Source organism: Aromatoleum evansii (genome assembly GCF_012910805.1).
Lineage (GTDB): Bacteria > Pseudomonadota > Gammaproteobacteria > Burkholderiales > Rhodocyclaceae > Aromatoleum > Aromatoleum evansii.
Genome location: NZ_WTVK01000020.1, coordinates 41,062 through 55,632, shown reverse-complemented (window position 1 = coordinate 55,632; position 14,571 = coordinate 41,062). Strand labels below are relative to the sequence as shown.

Annotated in this window: 19 protein-coding genes and 1 pseudogene; 13 read left to right on the top strand and 7 right to left on the bottom strand. The window is 61.8% G+C overall.

Going from position 1 to position 14,571, the window contains the following annotated elements; translation table 11 throughout:
* Positions 1 to 61: 61 nt before the first annotated feature.
* The 6 genes and pseudogenes from GO615_RS12270 to GO615_RS12245 form a co-directional block, all read left to right on the top strand.
* Positions 62 to 241: pseudogene (locus GO615_RS12270) on the top strand (glycine zipper 2TM domain-containing protein); the annotation flags it as partial.
* Positions 242 to 368: 127 nt separating this feature from the next.
* Positions 369 to 566, top strand: a complete 198-nt coding sequence (locus GO615_RS12265) for a hypothetical protein (RefSeq protein WP_169128364.1) — start codon at positions 369 to 371, stop codon at positions 564 to 566.
* 199 nt (positions 567 to 765) lie between these two features.
* The gene (locus tag GO615_RS12260; protein ID WP_169128362.1) at positions 766 to 942 is read left to right on the top strand and encodes a CsbD family protein; all 177 of its coding nucleotides are present in this window, start codon (positions 766 to 768) and stop codon (positions 940 to 942) included.
* Between the two features lie 101 nt (positions 943 to 1,043).
* Positions 1,044 to 1,445 (top strand): PRC-barrel domain-containing protein, encoded by a 402-nt coding sequence (locus GO615_RS12255; RefSeq protein ID WP_169128428.1) that lies wholly within the window; start codon positions 1,044 to 1,046, stop codon positions 1,443 to 1,445.
* A gap of 290 nt (positions 1,446 to 1,735) precedes the next feature.
* Positions 1,736 to 2,548 (top strand): transglutaminase-like domain-containing protein, encoded by an 813-nt coding sequence (locus GO615_RS12250; RefSeq protein WP_169128360.1) that lies wholly within the window; start codon positions 1,736 to 1,738, stop codon positions 2,546 to 2,548.
* Between the two features lie 98 nt (positions 2,549 to 2,646).
* Entirely contained in the window at positions 2,647 to 2,967 is a 321-nt protein-coding gene (locus GO615_RS12245; protein WP_169128358.1) for a DUF1840 domain-containing protein, read from the top strand.
* Between the two features lie 51 nt (positions 2,968 to 3,018).
* Here the strand turns inward: GO615_RS12245 and GO615_RS12240 are convergent, their stop codons facing one another.
* Entirely contained in the window at positions 3,019 to 4,218 is a 1,200-nt protein-coding gene (locus tag GO615_RS12240) for a DesA family fatty acid desaturase (RefSeq protein WP_169128356.1), read from the bottom strand.
* A gap of 367 nt (positions 4,219 to 4,585) precedes the next feature.
* Between GO615_RS12240 and GO615_RS12235 the strand changes: the two genes are divergently transcribed.
* The 5 genes from GO615_RS12235 (at position 4,586) to GO615_RS12215 (ending at position 6,979) form a co-directional block, all read left to right on the top strand.
* A complete protein-coding gene (locus tag GO615_RS12235) occupies positions 4,586 to 4,771 on the top strand; it encodes a hypothetical protein (RefSeq protein WP_169128354.1) in 186 nt (61 codons plus the stop codon).
* Between the two features lie 740 nt (positions 4,772 to 5,511).
* A complete protein-coding gene (locus GO615_RS12230; protein ID WP_339380022.1) occupies positions 5,512 to 6,156 on the top strand; it encodes an ABC-type transport auxiliary lipoprotein family protein in 645 nt (214 codons plus the stop codon).
* 211 nt (positions 6,157 to 6,367) lie between these two features.
* Positions 6,368 to 6,592, top strand: a complete 225-nt coding sequence (locus GO615_RS12225) for a hypothetical protein (protein WP_169128352.1) — start codon at positions 6,368 to 6,370, stop codon at positions 6,590 to 6,592.
* Positions 6,593 to 6,613: 21 nt separating this feature from the next.
* Positions 6,614 to 6,769, top strand: coding sequence for a DUF3096 domain-containing protein (locus tag GO615_RS12220; protein ID WP_169128350.1), 156 nt, complete (start codon positions 6,614 to 6,616; stop codon positions 6,767 to 6,769).
* Between the two features lie 3 nt (positions 6,770 to 6,772).
* Positions 6,773 to 6,979: an AI-2E family transporter gene (locus GO615_RS12215; protein WP_339380021.1), complete on the top strand. Its 207-nt coding sequence runs from the start codon at positions 6,773 to 6,775 to the stop codon at positions 6,977 to 6,979.
* An 80-nt stretch (positions 6,980 to 7,059) separates the two neighbouring features.
* Here GO615_RS12215 and GO615_RS12210 read toward each other — a convergent pair whose 3' ends face one another.
* From GO615_RS12210 to GO615_RS12200, 3 genes are all read right to left on the bottom strand, one after another.
* Positions 7,060 to 7,548 carry a phasin family protein gene (locus tag GO615_RS12210; protein WP_169128348.1) on the bottom strand — a complete coding sequence of 163 codons (489 nt, stop codon included), beginning with the start codon at positions 7,546 to 7,548 and terminating at the stop codon, positions 7,060 to 7,062.
* Between the two features lie 510 nt (positions 7,549 to 8,058).
* Positions 8,059 to 8,373 (bottom strand): BON domain-containing protein, encoded by a 315-nt coding sequence (locus GO615_RS12205; protein WP_169128346.1) that lies wholly within the window; start codon positions 8,371 to 8,373, stop codon positions 8,059 to 8,061.
* A 104-nt stretch (positions 8,374 to 8,477) separates the two neighbouring features.
* Positions 8,478 to 8,807, bottom strand: a complete 330-nt coding sequence (locus tag GO615_RS12200; RefSeq protein WP_246262251.1) for an ElaB/YgaM/YqjD family protein — start codon at positions 8,805 to 8,807, stop codon at positions 8,478 to 8,480.
* A gap of 437 nt (positions 8,808 to 9,244) precedes the next feature.
* On the opposite strand from GO615_RS12200, the gene GO615_RS12195 reads away from it, so the two are divergent.
* Both GO615_RS12195 and GO615_RS12190 read left to right on the top strand, forming a co-directional pair.
* Positions 9,245 to 9,403, top strand: coding sequence for a DUF3309 family protein (locus tag GO615_RS12195; RefSeq protein ID WP_169128342.1), 159 nt, complete (start codon positions 9,245 to 9,247; stop codon positions 9,401 to 9,403).
* A 118-nt stretch (positions 9,404 to 9,521) separates the two neighbouring features.
* Positions 9,522 to 9,686, top strand: a complete 165-nt coding sequence (locus GO615_RS12190) for a DUF1328 domain-containing protein (RefSeq protein ID WP_169128340.1) — start codon at positions 9,522 to 9,524, stop codon at positions 9,684 to 9,686.
* 77 nt (positions 9,687 to 9,763) lie between these two features.
* Here GO615_RS12190 and GO615_RS12185 read toward each other — a convergent pair whose 3' ends face one another.
* The 3 genes from GO615_RS12185 to GO615_RS12175 form a co-directional block, all read right to left on the bottom strand.
* Entirely contained in the window at positions 9,764 to 11,233 is a 1,470-nt protein-coding gene (locus tag GO615_RS12185; RefSeq protein ID WP_169128338.1) for a dihydrolipoyl dehydrogenase, read from the bottom strand.
* 83 nt (positions 11,234 to 11,316) lie between these two features.
* Positions 11,317 to 11,760 carry a hypothetical protein gene (locus tag GO615_RS12180; protein ID WP_169128336.1) on the bottom strand — a complete coding sequence of 148 codons (444 nt, stop codon included), beginning with the start codon at positions 11,758 to 11,760 and terminating at the stop codon, positions 11,317 to 11,319.
* A 301-nt stretch (positions 11,761 to 12,061) separates the two neighbouring features.
* On the bottom strand, positions 12,062 to 14,281 hold the full coding sequence (locus GO615_RS12175; protein WP_169128334.1) for a putative bifunctional diguanylate cyclase/phosphodiesterase: 2,220 nt from the start codon (positions 14,279 to 14,281) through the stop codon (positions 12,062 to 12,064).
* Positions 14,282 to 14,571: the final 290 nt, after the last annotated feature.

Genomic DNA, 14,571 nt, shown 5'->3' with positions numbered 1-14,571 from the left:
CCGTGTTTGAGAAAGAGGTAATTCCATGAAAACGATTCAGAAATTCGCGCTCAGTGCAGTTGCCGCGGCAGCAATGCTCGGTCTGGGCGGTTGTGCCGGCATGTCGGCACAGGACAAGAACACAGCCATCGGCGCCGGAGTCGGTGCGATCGGTGGCTCGGTTCTTACAGGCGGCAGCGCGATCGGAACGGTCGGTGGTGCTGCGGTCGGCGGCGTCATCGGCCACGAAGTCGGCAAATGATGATCGACGCGCGATGCACCTGCCCTACCCGGCCGGTGCGCCGTGTTCACCTTTCGCCTGATCCCGCAGCGAGCGTGACGGACACAGTCACGCGCGATGCGAGCAAGGGACCCATAAGGAGATACGAATGAGGAAAACCGCGAAGACGATCAGCGCTGCCTTGGTCATGAGTGCTTTGCTTGCAGCGCTACCAGGCTGTCAGAAGCAAGAGGGCCCGGCAGAAAAGGCGGGCAAGGAAGTCGACAAGGCGGCAGCGACCGTCGGCGAGAAGATCGAAAAAGCCGGCGAAAACATCCAGGACGCCGCAAAGGGCGACAAGAAGTAGTCGTCGCACCGCTCGCGCTGAATTCTCGACTTTTCAACGTCTGCAAATTGGTGCGGCACTCGCGTCGTTGCGCGCAGATCGTTATGCGCACCACCGTACAGACCGTATCGGGTCACATCCGTAATTTGATTCATGACGAGCCGCGGATGCCGAATGCACCGGTCGGGACATCGCCAATCACCAATACGAGGAGAGCACCATGAACAAGGATCAAGTCAAAGGTCGCATCGAAGAAGCGAAAGGGAAGATGAAGGAAGTGGCCGGCAGAGTGAGCGGCGACAAGAAACTGGAACGGGAAGGCAAGATTCAGAATATCAGCGGCAAAGTCCAGGCTGGAATTGGCGATCTCAAGGAAGACATCAAGGACGCCATCTGAATCGAATGAGCATCGCCCTCGATTGGCCAGCCGGACAGACACGGCCAGCCCGTCGCATGGGGCAACAGGTAATTGCTGAACATTTTCGACAGGAGCATCAAATGGCGTACGCATCTATCGTTCCCATTAGTCCCGCACCGCGGCTGCTTAGTGCCACCTCCCTCATGAGCGACGACATCTACAATCCAAGAGAAGAAAAACTCGGCAGCATCAAGGACCTGATGCTGGACATTCACAGCGGCACGGTGTCTTACGCCGTATTGTCCATCGGCGGCTTCCTCGGAATGGGCGACAAGCTGTTTGCAGTGCCATGGAACGCATTGACGCTCGACACGGTAAACAAGCGCTTCGTGCTCAATGTGGACTCGGATCGACTCGAGAATGCACCGGGATTCGATAAGGACCACTGGCCTGACATGGCCGATACCACATGGGCGCAGACCATCCACACTTATTACGGGACTCAAGCGGATCCCACCAGATCGACTTTCCCGCCTGCGTAGCTGATTTGCACTTACCCACAACCGCCGCGCCAGCCCTTGGTGTAGCTGAGGCCCTCACTACGGTGAGGGCCTCCTGGTAATTGCCTGGGGCATTTCGGCTGTCATCTCATGTACGAATCGCACAAACATCCCCCGCTACCTCGCCTTTACTTCATCCGGCGCCTCGCGCTCCACAGCGCGATCGCGGCGAGTCTGCCCCGCGGCTCCTTTGTGATCGGCTTGGCCATTCAGGACAGCCGGGCGGAGCATGACACTCAGGCAAGCGATCAAGGCAGCCCCGGGAGACCCCGATGAAAATCCGCATTGGCTACGAACTGATCTACGACTGCCCGCAACCGACGCCGATGATCCTGACCCTCAGCGTGCACTACTCGCGGGTGTCCGACATCATCATCCCCGACCACCTGATCGCCGATCCGCCCGTCCCGCTCACCGCCTATCGCGACAGCTTCGGCAACTGGTGCTCGCGCATCGTCGCCCCCAAGGGCCTGCTCCGCCTATTCACCGATGCGCTGGTCAGGGACACGGGGCAGCCGGATATGGTCGTCCCGCAGGCGCGGCAGACGCTGGTGGAAGAACTGCCCGACGAGACCCTGCTGTTCCTGCTGGGGAGCCGGTATTGCGAGACCGATCGCCTGTCGGAGACCGCCTGGAAACTATTCCACGAGGCACCGACCGGATGGGCGCGCGTCCGGGCGATCTGCGACTATGTGCATCGACATCTCACCTTCGGCTATGAGCACGCGCGCTCGAGCAAGACGGCCTGGGAAGCTTTCCACGAGCGCACCGGCGTATGCCGTGACTTTGCGCACCTGGCCATCGCGTTCTGCCGCTGCATGAACATCCCGGCGCGTTATTGCACCGGCTACCTCGGCGACATGGGCACGCCGCCGCCCTATGGGCCGATGGATTTCGCCGGCTGGTTCGAAGCCTATCTCGACGGCCGCTGGTACACCTTCGACGCGCGCAACAATATTCCGCGCATCGGACGCGTATTGATCGCCCGCGGCCGCGACGCCGCCGATGTGGCCATCAGCAACACCTTCGGCCCGAATACCCTGAAGGGTTTCAAGGTGTGGACGGACGAGGTGTATCAGGAGTGACTATGCTGTGATCAGGCGCTATTGAAGCGCACCCCGTACATCCACTCATCCGGACGACGACCAGTACTGAACCGAAGAAGAGGAAAGGAGGCACCATCATGCTGATCACTTTCAAGTCCGCCGCCAGCGGCGATGTCATGATGTTCGGGGAAAACGGCAAGGAGCTGCTGAGCGTGCTGGGCAAGGATCAGGACGCCGACAAGGGCATTGTCACCGTCGAACAGCTGCCCGGCGCGATCGCAGCCCTCCGGACCGCGATCGAGGCGGACAAGTCAACGAAGCGGGAGCAGCCCGACACCGACGAGGATGCCGATCGCCAGCCCGATCACCGTATTCAGCTAGCCCAGCGGGCGCTTCCGCTCCTCGAGCTGCTGGAGCGCTCGCTGCAGGACAAGGTACCCGTCACCTGGGGCGTCTGATTCCGCAGGACAGGGGATGCACGGCTGCCTGCGGCAGAATCGTTTCAAATGTCACTGCATGCCGCGCGATGGTAAATCGTAGCGACGCAGCGTCCGGGAGAACTCCCGCAGGGCGTCGATGCCGCTTTGCTCGGCGCGCCGGCACCAGTCCTCCAGCTGTCTGACCAACTGGTCCTTCGTTGCGGTGGATCGGCCCCACAAGGCGGTGAGGTCCTGTCGCATGGAATCGATGGTGCTCAACACCGGGCTGGAATGCAGGGCCTGTTCCAGGACGGCGCGTTCCTTTTCCGGCAGGGCCTGCGCGTCCCGTTGCAACCAGTGCCTGACCACCTCCAGCGCACCGGAATCCTTGAAGCCGGGGACTGCGCTGTCCCTCAGGCTTCGGATTTCCTCCATGGCGGTCCGCTGCAGGGTTCTGGCGAACCGGGCCAGCACGTCGTAACGGTGGGTGATGACCGCCTGCAGGGTGTCTGCGTCGCAGTGCGTCTTGGACGTGATGTAGCGGATCCGGGGCGCGACCTTGCGCACCTTCGCGAGGTGGACGATCCCCAATGCACGGATGTACATCCAGCCAATGTCGAATTCCCACCACCTGTTCGAGAACCGGGCCGAACTGGCGTAGGCGTGGTGGTTGTTGTGCAGCTCCTCGCCACCGATCAGGACGCCCCACGGCACGATATTGCGGGACGCATCGTACGGTGCGAAATTGCGATAACCCCAGTAGTGGCCGACGCCGTTGATCACGCCCGCGGCGAAAATCGGGATCCACAACATCTGCACCGCCCACATGGTCAGCCCGATCGGGCCGAACAGCACGAGGTCGATGAGCAGCATGATGCCCACACCGACCGCGCTGTGAGGGGTGTACAGCTTACGCTCGATCCAGTCGTCGGGAGTGCCGCGGCCGTATTGGGCGAGGGTCGCGGCGTTCCGACTTTCCAGCCGATACAGCTCGGCGCCCTCCAGCAGGACCTTCAGGATTCCACGGACCTGCGGACTATGCGGATCGTCCGCGGTCTCGGTGGTGGCGTGGTGCTTGCGGTGAATCGCCACCCACTCCCTGGTGACCATCCCGGTGGTCAGCCACAGCCAGAAGCGGAAGAAATGGGCGACGGCGGGATGCAAGGCCAGCGCCCGGTGCGCCTGGTGCCGGTGGAGAAAGATCGTTACCGAAGCAATGGTGACGTGGGTCAGGCCCAGCGTGACCAGCACATAAGCCCACCAGGGCAGATCGAGCAGACCAGTTTGCATCACGGATTCCTTTGCCGGACTGTCAGGCGACCACCGGTTGTTCCGGCAGCCTTCGCCCTGTCCTTGCGTAATCCTACTCGCCGGAGGGAAAGCGTCTGTACGACAACACACATAAAGCGCCTTTTCTTCCAGCGGTGGATGAGAACCCGCCCCCGCGTCCAAAACGTGCCGGATGGTGAGCGTCCTGATACGGGCGCCGTCGCCAGCTCCGAACCTCGCCTTCTGTGCGACAGCGTACCGACTCCACCCGATCTTGCGCCTAGCCTTGCAATTGCATAGGGAGCATCCGTGCAACCGATCCTGCCTGGTCAGTCGGCTCCCGACTGCAAGGACGTCAAAGGCAAAGGATCTTGAGAGGAGTTCATTCATGGCGAGCTATAAACATTTCATCCTGCCGGCCGTGCTGGTCGGGAACGCTGCCGTAGTACCCGTGTTCACCAGGTTCATGGCCGACCGCCTTCGCCACACACGCAAGAGCCGACAGAAGGCCGCACTGGCCAACTGGGAGGACGAAGGTGGAAGCGTGGTGGCGCCCGTGGTCCCTACACCATGATCTTTTCGCCGGCGGATGACGACTCGACTGGAGCCGTCAGCGATCAAGAGCCTGATCGGGGCAAGGTGTCACCATTGCGGCAAGCGCGTGATCGGGAAGCGACGACGACGAACGCGCCGTCCACAGTCGACACACATCACCCGGACGACCTTTACCAGTCAGCACACCGACACACATGCCCGCGCTGCAAGGGCTCCGTGTACCGAGTCCCGCGACGGTTCGTGGACCTGCTCCTGAGCGTTCTTGCGCCGGTCCGCCGCTACCGCTGCGATGAGATGGGTTGCGGATGGGAAGGCAATCTGCGCGCGACGCAACATACCCTTCCGGGCGGAGGCCGCGGCGAGCCGGGCGACGGAGGAAACGGCGCAAGTGCGCCGTCGGCTTGATGTGAGTGAATCGAGAGCTGCGCCAGGCTCCGCCCGCTCACGGCGAGTTGCATGTCCACCGCGGAAAACTTCAGCAGGCTGGTAATGGTCCCCTCGCCTTTCACGACGGTACTGCCCACGGTGAGTTCGCCTTTGAGCGGAAGCGCCTGCTCGGCGAACTCAGTGTCCTGTCGACCTCGCTGCGGCGCCTCAGCGAGCAAACCGAACGCAACCCTGCCGGGCTCCTGTTCGGCCGCAAGCCGGTGCCGGACGGGCCGGGAGAGTCGGTAACGGCCCCCCTCAGGACAACAACGGCCATGAAGAATCCATCTCTCGTACGATTTTTCCCGGCTTTGTGCCACCGCCTTGTTGCTGGTGCTCGCCGCCGGTTGCGGCACACTGCGCCCGGCGGCGACACCGCAGCCGGCTTTCTATTCGCTCGACGACTCAGGGATAGCGGCCCGGGCGGCAACCCGTTCTCCGGCGACCTCGTCGCCCCGAGGTCCCACGCTGATCGTCAATCCACCGCATGCGGTATCGGGTTACGACAGTCAGCGCATCATCTACGTGCGCGAGGCCCACAAACTCGAATACTTTGCGCGCAGCGAATGGGTCGATACACCCGCACGCATGGTCGCGCCGCTCATCGTTGCCGCGCTCGAATCCGGCGGGGCATTCCGCACGGTCATGCTGACGCCGAGCGCGGCGACCGGGGATCTTCGCCTCGACACGGAAATCACCCGCTTGGACCACGATTTCGCCAGCCAGCCGAGTCGCGTGCGTTTCACGCTGCGCGCCTGGCTCGTGGATAACAGGACGCGCCGGATTCTGGCGTCGCGCCAATTCGATGAAACCGTTGCGGCCACGAACGAGACGCCCTATGGCGGAGTCGTTGCGGCCAATCGCGCCGTGCAGACGGTGCTCGAGCATCGCGCGGATTCTTGCGCCGAAGCCGCGGCGAACTGGCATCCGTCAGGAGCGGAAGTCCCGAAGCCTATCGAAGCCCCTTTCGGGCGATGACCCTGCGGCGGCGCGGCGAGGGCCGGCCGCACAGGTCGGGGCGATGGTTGGGGGATTTCAACGCACGAGCGCCGGCTGTGACGGGCTGGCTTACCACCAGCGCGTCGCTCTGTGCGACACCGTACAGAGCTGAAGGAGCTTTCGGCGTAAATATCATCTGCCGGACGGCAACATTCTCATCAACGGGCGCATGTCCAGGGATCGACGCAAGATGAAAGCCCTACTCATTACCGGAGTCGCATTGATTGTCATGGGCGCAGCCGTCCTGGGCTATGACCATTACAGCTACACGACGACCGAGAACATTCTCCAGATCGGGCCGATCACGGCGACCGCCGAACGCACGCATACGGTCTCGATTCCGCCGCTCGTCGGCTGGTTGCTCATCGGTGGCGGCGCGTGCGTGATCGCTTTTGCCGTGCTGTCGAAAAAATGACTGAAAGGAAAAGGTGCCGATATGACCATCAACCTGGGTCTTGCTCCCATGGTGGCACTGATCGCCGGGATTCTCATCCTGGTCGTGCCCCGGCTGCTGAACTATATTGTCGCGATTTATCTGATCCTCATCGGACTGATCGGGCTCTTCGGGGGCGGCAACTTCAACCTTCGCTGAGCCCTGCAGCAGGTATCGGTCTCCGACAACCTGCTGCGGCCATTGCTGATTTCGAGCCAGGCGCCGGTGTCGATGCTCGCCGTGTTCATAGGCGTCATCGGCGGCATTTCGGCCTTCGGCATCATCGGCCTCATCATCGGGCCGGTACTGCTCACAGTCCTTGTTGCCCTTCTGCGCTTCCTCGCCGACCACTTGTCGGACCAGGCGTAAGCGCCGCCGCAGAAAAGAAGAAGCCCCGACTCGCGGGGCTTCTTCCTTACTTACTTACTTACTTACGATTACCCGAGGACTTACGCCGCCTTCTTCGGGTGGGACGTCACCGGGGCCATCATCTTCGTTGTTGCGTCGCCGACCGCTTTGGCGTTGGCCTCGAACATGCTGTTTGTCTCCTTCACGAACTTGGAGAACATGTCGAACCCCGCATTCGTGCCGGCCTTGGCAGCCGCGTCGAAACCGAGCGTCGCAAGGTACGAAGTCATGATCTGGGCGATCTGTTGCTGCGATTCGCCCGCGATCTCCTGCACGCTGCGAAAGTAGGCCGCGCAGTGCTCCGTTGCAGGGGCGCTAATCGAGCCCTGCAGGTCCTTGAGTTCACTGATGTCCTTGACCTGCATCAGCCTGTTCGAGGCGGAAATGCCATCTTCCAGTGCGGCGCGGGCCACGTTCAGGTTCAGTGCGGCCAGTCGTTCGACGCCGGAAAAAGCGACTTGCGACAGCGCCATCAGTGCGTTGGTGTAGGTCTTGGCGGCGCGGATTTGTTCAGGTGTGGTGGTTTGCATTATGTCTTTCCTTCTTGGAATTGCTGCGCAAAGTGGTCTGGAAAGGAATCAGCGGATTTTTGTTCGCTATCGCTATGTGCCAGTTTTTATGTTGCGACGCAGCACGCACACACAGTGTGGCCCCATTGAGCTGAGAGTCAAGCTTTATATTTTGGACCGGCGATGCGGATCGCGATCGCCGGTCCAACGTGAAACGGCGAACCGCGTTTAGGAGGGGGTGATTGTTGCGGCGTAGCGCGTGCCACGCTGCACCGTGCGCGGCATGCCCGGCTTTGCACCCGCCCGGGCGGCCCACAGTCGCGCGGCCTCGGTGCCATTGCCCGGCGCGACGACGTAGTCGGCTGTGCCATGGATTACCAGCAGCGCAGGCGACCGTGTTCCGGCAACGAATGGCGCGAGCGCTGCGCCTGCGACCCGGCGCCGGTGCATGGCCCGCAAAGCGGTGGCGGATGAATGCCGTGCGGCCGCTACCGAACGCAAGATTCCGCCGCGGCCGCGATCAGCCATGTCTCACTTGACAAGCATGTCGTTCTTGACCGATTTCACGCCGCTCACGCCACGTGCGACCTGAACCGCCTTGTCGATGTCCGCCTTCGACTGCACGAAGCCGCTCAATTGCACAACGCCCTTGAAGGTTTCGACATTGATCTCCGCGACTTTCAGCGTGGGCTCGTTGAGGATCGCCGCCTTCACTTTGGTCGTGATGACGGTGTCGTCAATGTATTCACCGGTCCCCGCCTGCTTCGGCGTGGATGAGCAGCCTACCGCGGTCACCAGCGTCAGGGCCAGGAAAAATGCCGAAAGATACTTGCCAAATTGTTTCATGATGAATTCTCCAGAGATGCATACGAATAGGACTTCTCACTTCTTGCGTCCGACACCCTGCCGACAGGCGATACCTGAATCGACGATCCCGGCCAGCCCGTGAATCAACGGCGGCTGACCAGGATGCCGATGATGATTCCGGCCGCCGCCGCAAGCCCGAGGACTTTCCAAGGGTTTTCCGCGACGTACTCATGTGTGGCGTCTGCGGAGCGCCTGGCCATTGCAGCAACCGCAAGTCGCGAGCCGTCGAGTCTGGATTTCGCTTCGCCCAGCTTTCCTTCGATCTTCGTGCGAACCGCGGTGAGTTCATCGGCAGTGGAACTCACCACCTCCTTCAGCAGGCCATCGGCATCGGCGCCAACGCCTTTCAGGTCCCGCACGAGCTTGTCCTTCATTTGTTCGACTGTGCCATGGCCTTCGGTCAGATCGGTCATCGTCATTTCTCCTCGAGTGTGTGAAAGGGGGCGACAGTCGCGGACGGAGTTGCTGCCGCGGCATCGCAATCGACGAGGAACCGATTTACCGCGCTCGATTATGACATTTGCACGCTTGCCGTTGCTTACGGATGGCCGTTCATCCACGCCCAAGTGCTCCTCTGTTACGCATCCTGTTCCTCACCGGACATGCCGTCTGTGCGTTGGCGTACAGACTGGTGCAATCCAGTGAGTAGGATTGCAGACAAGCACATGGCGATGACTACGGAGATCGACGGCGGTCGCTGCACACTCTGGCAGAGGAACGCCGTCTCGAAGGTGCAACTGGCAATGCGGTTGCAGATCCGGTGCGGGCGCGCCGAGAAGAGCCGCATTGGCGCGCCTCGGGAGTCTTCTCGAACGCTACGCTGCTCCGGCTCACTGTCGGGAGAGATGAAATGTCAATCGGAACAATTCTGCTGATCATCCTGGTGTTGATGCTGATCGGCGCGATTCCCACCTGGCCGCACAGTCGGGGTTGGGGATACGGTCCCAGCGGCGGTCTCGGGCTGGTGGTGCTGATCCTGCTCATCCTGCTGCTGTTGGGCAAGATATAGCGCGTTGCGCCGTCCGGACGTGAAGGCGCTCAGGAAGACCACGCTGTTCACAGCTCAGGTCGCAATTCAGGCCCGTCATGTTCGCCGCGTGGGCTTCAATTAACGGGAAGCAACGAAAATGCTTTATTACACCGTGGTGTTCCTGATCATCGCACTGATCGCGGGTCTGCTCGGCTTTACAGGCATCGCAGCCGGCGCTGTGGAGATCGCCAAGATCCTGTTCTTTGTCTTCCTTGTCCTCTTTATCGTCTCGCTTGTCATGGGATTCAGAGGTCGAAAGTGACCGTGTTACCGCGATGGCATCCCACGGCGCTCAGACGACCGCGTGCGGGTGCTTGCGGATTTTTCGATCGCGCAAGTTCACGATTCATTCGAAGTGCAAACGAACTCAGGGGCCACCTTTTCGGCATCTCCCCGCGCAGCACGCAGTTTGAGGTCAAGGTCACGTAGCGCCGTGCGCAATGCCTCTTCGATCACCGGGTGATAGAGCGGCATTTCGAGCATCTGCGCGACCGTCATCTCGTTCTGCAGTGCCCAGGCCAGCAGATGCGCCAGATGCTCGGCCGCGGGGGCCAGCATTTCCGCGCCCACGAAACGGCCGCTCGCGACATCGCCATAGAGGTTCAGCAGGCCCTTGTTTCTGAGCAGGATGCGCGAGCGGCCCTGGTCCTCGAAACTCGCCTGTCCGGTGGCGAAGGTGCCGGGTTTCATCGCGCGCAGGCCGCCCCCCACGATGGCGATCTGCGGATCGGTGAACACCACGCCGATGCGCGCGCGGCGCAGGCCTGGCTGCACCTGCCTGCCCAGCGCGAGGCGAGCAGCATTCTGGCCGGCAATACGCCCCTCGTCGGCTGCCTCGTGAAGCAGCGGGATGAAGTTGCCGGCATCGCCCGCAATGAAAATCGGGCTTTCTCCGTCAGCGCTCACCGTCCGGGTGGTCAATGGATCGAACGCCGGCACGCCTTTCGCGTCGAGCTCGAGCGTGGTCCTGTCGAGCCCGATGTCCGCCACATTGGGCGCTCGGCCGGTCGCCGCCAGAACATAATCGAAATACTCCATGACTTCGGAGCCATTCTGCCCCGTGCGTCGAATCGCGACGCGATCGCCATAACGCTGCATGTCGGCGATGTGTGCATCGGGCGCCAGCGTGAATTCCTCGTTGAAGGTTGCGCAGGCGTACGCTTGGATTTCCGGATCGCTGATCGGGCCGACACGACCGCCCCTGCCCAGCACCGCAACGCGAACACCCAGCCGGTGCAGGGCCTGGCCCAGTTCCAGGCCAATAATCCCCGGGCCGATCACGGCCACGGCCTTGGGCAGATTGCGCCAGTCGAACACGTCGTCACTGGTGATCAGGCAGTCGCCCAGGGACTCGAACGAATCCGGATACGCGGCACGCGAACCGGTTGCGATGACGATGCTCTTGCTCGTGACCCGCGTATGGTCCGCAACCGCCAGCGTATGGTTGTCGACGAAACACGCCTGCCCGTGGATGCGCTCCGCCTCGGGAATGTCCTGAACGTCGCGCAGCACGAAGCTGACGAAACGGTCGCGCTCGCGTCGTACGCGATCCATCACCGCGTAGCCATCGATGCGGATACCCCCTTCGGCATGGACGCCAAACCGCGCGGCCCGCCCGACTGCATGAGCGGCCTCGGCCGCGGCAATCAGGAGCTTGCTCGGCATGCAACCGACACGCGCGCAGGTGGTGCCATGTTCGCCGCCTTCAATGATCACGGTGCTGGCACCGGCTTTCCGGGCTGCGTTGAACGCGGCAAGGCCTGCCGTGCCGGCACCGACCACTGCAACGTCAACCTGCACGGTCTTCATGTCTCATCCTCGTTTCGCCAACGGCCCCCGCAAAGGGTCCGCCTTGTGCCCGACATGCCCCGGGATCGTTATCGATCCGATGCTTAGCGATTGCGGTAGCGATCGTCGCCGTGGCGGTCGTCCCGCTGGTCCCAGCGCGGGTCACCCCTGCGCTCGTCGCGGCGGCCGTCACGGTGATCATCGCTGCGATCACCATGACGTTCGCGGTAACGCGGAACGTATTCGCGGTTGTACCAGTTGTCCCGTACAAAATAGACCCGCTCGCCGCAGGCGTCGTATCGGTGGCAGTGCCTGCGCCAATTCTTTGCATGGCCCGGAGGCACCCGCAGATAGATCGGCGGACGATCAACCACTATCCGCTCGACGATCACCGGCCGGCGGTGGATGACTTGCGGCTGCGGATAATCACCGATATCGAGGCGCCCATAGAAGCCCGGATCGCCGATGCTGATCGATACGCCAACGTCGGCGGCAAATGCCGGGATGGTGGCAGCAGCCAGTGCTGCCGCGAAAATTAACCGTTTCATGTCTGACCTCGTGTTGTCGGAAGTGGCACTTCAAGCGATGCGAACTCACCGCTTGCGCTCTGCGGCAGACGCTGGCGCCTCCTCGTCCCGACGCGAGTGGCAATCCCGAATGCATCAAGAATGGTGCACCAGATTATCCCGGCAACACCGCAGCCACCGCCTGACTTGGCGGCGTAGGTCGCAGCCGAAAATTCAATGCGATAAATCGCATGAATTCGGCGCATCACCGTTAGAGATGAGACTAGCCCAGCGCCGCCATCGACTCTGTACGGAAGCACGCATAGCGGGATTTCAAGCGAATTCAGCTTCCGCTGACGAACGCCTCGAAGGCTTCGACGGGCAAGGGGCGGCTGAACAGATGCCCCTGATACGCATGGCAACCCTGACTATCCAGAAACGTCCGTTGCGCCTCGGTTTCCACCCCTTCGGCGATGATGTTCAAGCCGAGGCTCCGCGCCATCGTGATGATGGCCGTAACAATGGCCGCGTCCGCGCCATTATCCGGAAGATTGACGACAAACGACTTGTCGATCTTGAGCTGATCGAGCGACAGGCGCGTGAGACAGGAAAAGGATGAGAACCCGGTGCCGAAGTCATCGAGCGAAAAATGGATACCCAATTCCTTGAGCGTCGTTATTTTCCGGATCGTATCGGCGACGTCGTCGAGCACCATGCTTTCGGTCAGCTCGAGCGTCAGGCGTTCCGGATTCGCATGGCTGGACTCGAGCACATTGCGCACCTGATCGACGAATTCGGGCTGGTGGAACTGGCGCGCACTGACGTTGACCCCCAGCATCATTCCGCGGGTCCGCTCGCAGCGGGACCACGCAGCGAGTTGCGCACAGGCCGTCTCGAGTACCCAGTTGCCGATCGGCAGAATGAGCGACGACTGCTCCGAGATGGGGATGAACTCCTCGGGTGCGATCAATCCATGTCTCGGGTGCTGCCAGCGCAGCAAGGCTTCGGCACCGAGGAGCCGGTGCGAGTGATCGAACTGCGGCTGGTAATGCAGCGTGAACTCGCCGCGTTTGATCGCGTGGCGCAATTCGTTCTCGAGCGTGCTGCGCCGGTCGAGCGCCGCCTGCATCGACGGGTCGTAGAAGCGCACGGTGTTGCGGCCGGCCGTCTTGGCCTGGTACAGCGCGAGATCGGCATGTTTGAGCAAATCCTCGACGGTATCGTGCGCACTCATCAGGCGCACGCCGATACTGGTCGTGCAGTGGAATTCGGCACCGCCGAGCTCGAATGGTTGTGCAATGGTTTCGGTCAACTTCTCGCCGACCTGTTTGGCCAGCAGTGCGGCCTCCTCCGCTTCCGCACTCAAACCTTCCAGAATCATGATGAACTCGTCGCCACCGAGGCGTGCCACCGTGTCGCCCTCACGCAAGCCGGCGCGCACGCGCTGCGCCACCTCGACCAGCAACAGGTCGCCGACGTCGTGGCCACGGGTGTCGTTGAGCGTCTTGAAGTTGTCCAGATCCAGAAACAGGATCGCGCCATACAGACCATTGCGCGAGCTCGCAGCCAGCGCATGCCCCAGCCGGTCCTGCAGCAGGCGCCGGTTGGGCAGATGGGTGAGCGGATCGAAGAAGGCCAGGCGGTGGATCTCCGCCGCAGCCTGGCTCTTCTCGGTGGTATCGGAAAATGCGCCGACGTAATGGGAGACGCCTCCTTCGGGCGTCATGACGGCGGTGATGGTCAGCCATGCGACGTAGAGTTGTCCGGTCTTGCGCCGATTCCAGACTTCGCCCTGCCAGTAGTGCTTGTCCTTGAGCGACTGCCACATGCTCCGGTAGAACGCCTTATCGTGGCGTCCTGAGCGCAGCAGGGCCGGCGTCTTCCCCACAGCCTCGGCCTCACTGTAGCCGCTCAGTTCCGTAAAGGCGCGATTGACTCGGATGATGACGCCATTGGCGTCGGTCACGATCATCCCCTCCTGCGACTCGAACGCGATGGCGGCAATGCGCCGCTCTTCCTCGGTTTGGCGGCGCTCGGTAATGTCGGAAAATGCGATGCGCAAGACCGGCGTCCTTCCCGCCATGTCCATCACCACGCATTGCAACTGGGCCGGAAAGAGCGAGCCGTCGCTCCTCCTCAGCCGCAGTTCGCAATTCAGCGTCAGGTTGGCCTGCCCCTGCCACGCCGCGGCAATCTCCCGCCGCCAATTGTCCTGATCATGCGGGGCAATGAAGTGTTCGAAGCGGCGCTGATTCAGTTTTGATCGGGGCATGCGCATGAGCGTCGCCGCGACGAGATTGGCCTCGGTGATGACCTCATCCCGGGATAGCGTGAGATAGCCCATCGGTGCAAAATCGAAGAGATTCGCATAGCGATCGCGCGACTCCTCCATCTCGATGCGGGCTTGGCGCAGCGCCTCGTTCTGCATCTCCAGTTCAATCTGATGCACCTGGAGTTCGTGCAGTAAACCATCGTCCGATCGTTGCGGAACATCCCCGCCAGTGCGGAGTTGCGCTTCGGCGGCGATCCGCAGGGGGTCTTTGCTACCCGCGCTCTTGCCCATCGTCCCTGATCCTCATGTGCTCACGTTGGCGGGAGCATCGATGCCGACGATGCATATCTTCCGGGGTGGTGGCACCCTCGGCGGTGAGATAGAGGGCGACGCCGGCGGTTGCAACCCGGACGCCCGTAGCGTTCTTCCTGGCACCTTGCTCGTCGCCACAGGGCCTCCCTGATTGCACCGGACTGCATACCAGAAAAAGGTATGCTACTCCAATCGCGGTTCGGTCCTTGTCATGCTTGACCTTATTCCAATCGGAATGGCCCGGATCGGGCAATGCGCGCTTCCGCGTT

Excerpts from the sequence above, each read along its gene's own strand:
- GO615_RS12265 (WP_169128364.1), top strand. The coding sequence starts at position 369 with ATGAGGAAAACCGCGAAGACGATCAGCGCTGCCTTGGTCATGAGTGCT.
- GO615_RS12260 (WP_169128362.1), top strand. The coding sequence starts at position 766 with ATGAACAAGGATCAAGTCAAAGGTCGCATCGAAGAAGCGAAAGGGAAG.
- GO615_RS12255 (WP_169128428.1), top strand. The coding sequence starts at position 1,044 with ATGGCGTACGCATCTATCGTTCCCATTAGTCCCGCACCGCGGCTGCTT.
- GO615_RS12250 (WP_169128360.1), top strand. The coding sequence starts at position 1,736 with ATGAAAATCCGCATTGGCTACGAACTGATCTACGACTGCCCGCAACCG.
- GO615_RS12245 (WP_169128358.1), top strand. The coding sequence starts at position 2,647 with ATGCTGATCACTTTCAAGTCCGCCGCCAGCGGCGATGTCATGATGTTC.
- GO615_RS12240 (WP_169128356.1), bottom strand. The coding sequence starts at position 4,218 with ATGCAAACTGGTCTGCTCGATCTGCCCTGGTGGGCTTATGTGCTGGTC.
- GO615_RS12235 (WP_169128354.1), top strand. The coding sequence starts at position 4,586 with ATGGCGAGCTATAAACATTTCATCCTGCCGGCCGTGCTGGTCGGGAAC.
- GO615_RS12225 (WP_169128352.1), top strand. The coding sequence starts at position 6,368 with ATGAAAGCCCTACTCATTACCGGAGTCGCATTGATTGTCATGGGCGCA.
- GO615_RS12220 (WP_169128350.1), top strand. The coding sequence starts at position 6,614 with ATGACCATCAACCTGGGTCTTGCTCCCATGGTGGCACTGATCGCCGGG.
- GO615_RS12210 (WP_169128348.1), bottom strand. The coding sequence starts at position 7,548 with ATGCAAACCACCACACCTGAACAAATCCGCGCCGCCAAGACCTACACC.
- GO615_RS12205 (WP_169128346.1), bottom strand. The coding sequence starts at position 8,373 with ATGAAACAATTTGGCAAGTATCTTTCGGCATTTTTCCTGGCCCTGACG.
- GO615_RS12200 (WP_246262251.1), bottom strand. The coding sequence starts at position 8,807 with ATGACCGATCTGACCGAAGGCCATGGCACAGTCGAACAAATGAAGGAC.
- GO615_RS12195 (WP_169128342.1), top strand. The coding sequence starts at position 9,245 with ATGTCAATCGGAACAATTCTGCTGATCATCCTGGTGTTGATGCTGATC.
- GO615_RS12190 (WP_169128340.1), top strand. The coding sequence starts at position 9,522 with ATGCTTTATTACACCGTGGTGTTCCTGATCATCGCACTGATCGCGGGT.
- GO615_RS12185 (WP_169128338.1), bottom strand. The coding sequence starts at position 11,233 with ATGAAGACCGTGCAGGTTGACGTTGCAGTGGTCGGTGCCGGCACGGCA.
- GO615_RS12180 (WP_169128336.1), bottom strand. The coding sequence starts at position 11,760 with ATGAAACGGTTAATTTTCGCGGCAGCACTGGCTGCTGCCACCATCCCG.
- GO615_RS12175 (WP_169128334.1), bottom strand. The coding sequence starts at position 14,281 with ATGGGCAAGAGCGCGGGTAGCAAAGACCCCCTGCGGATCGCCGCCGAA.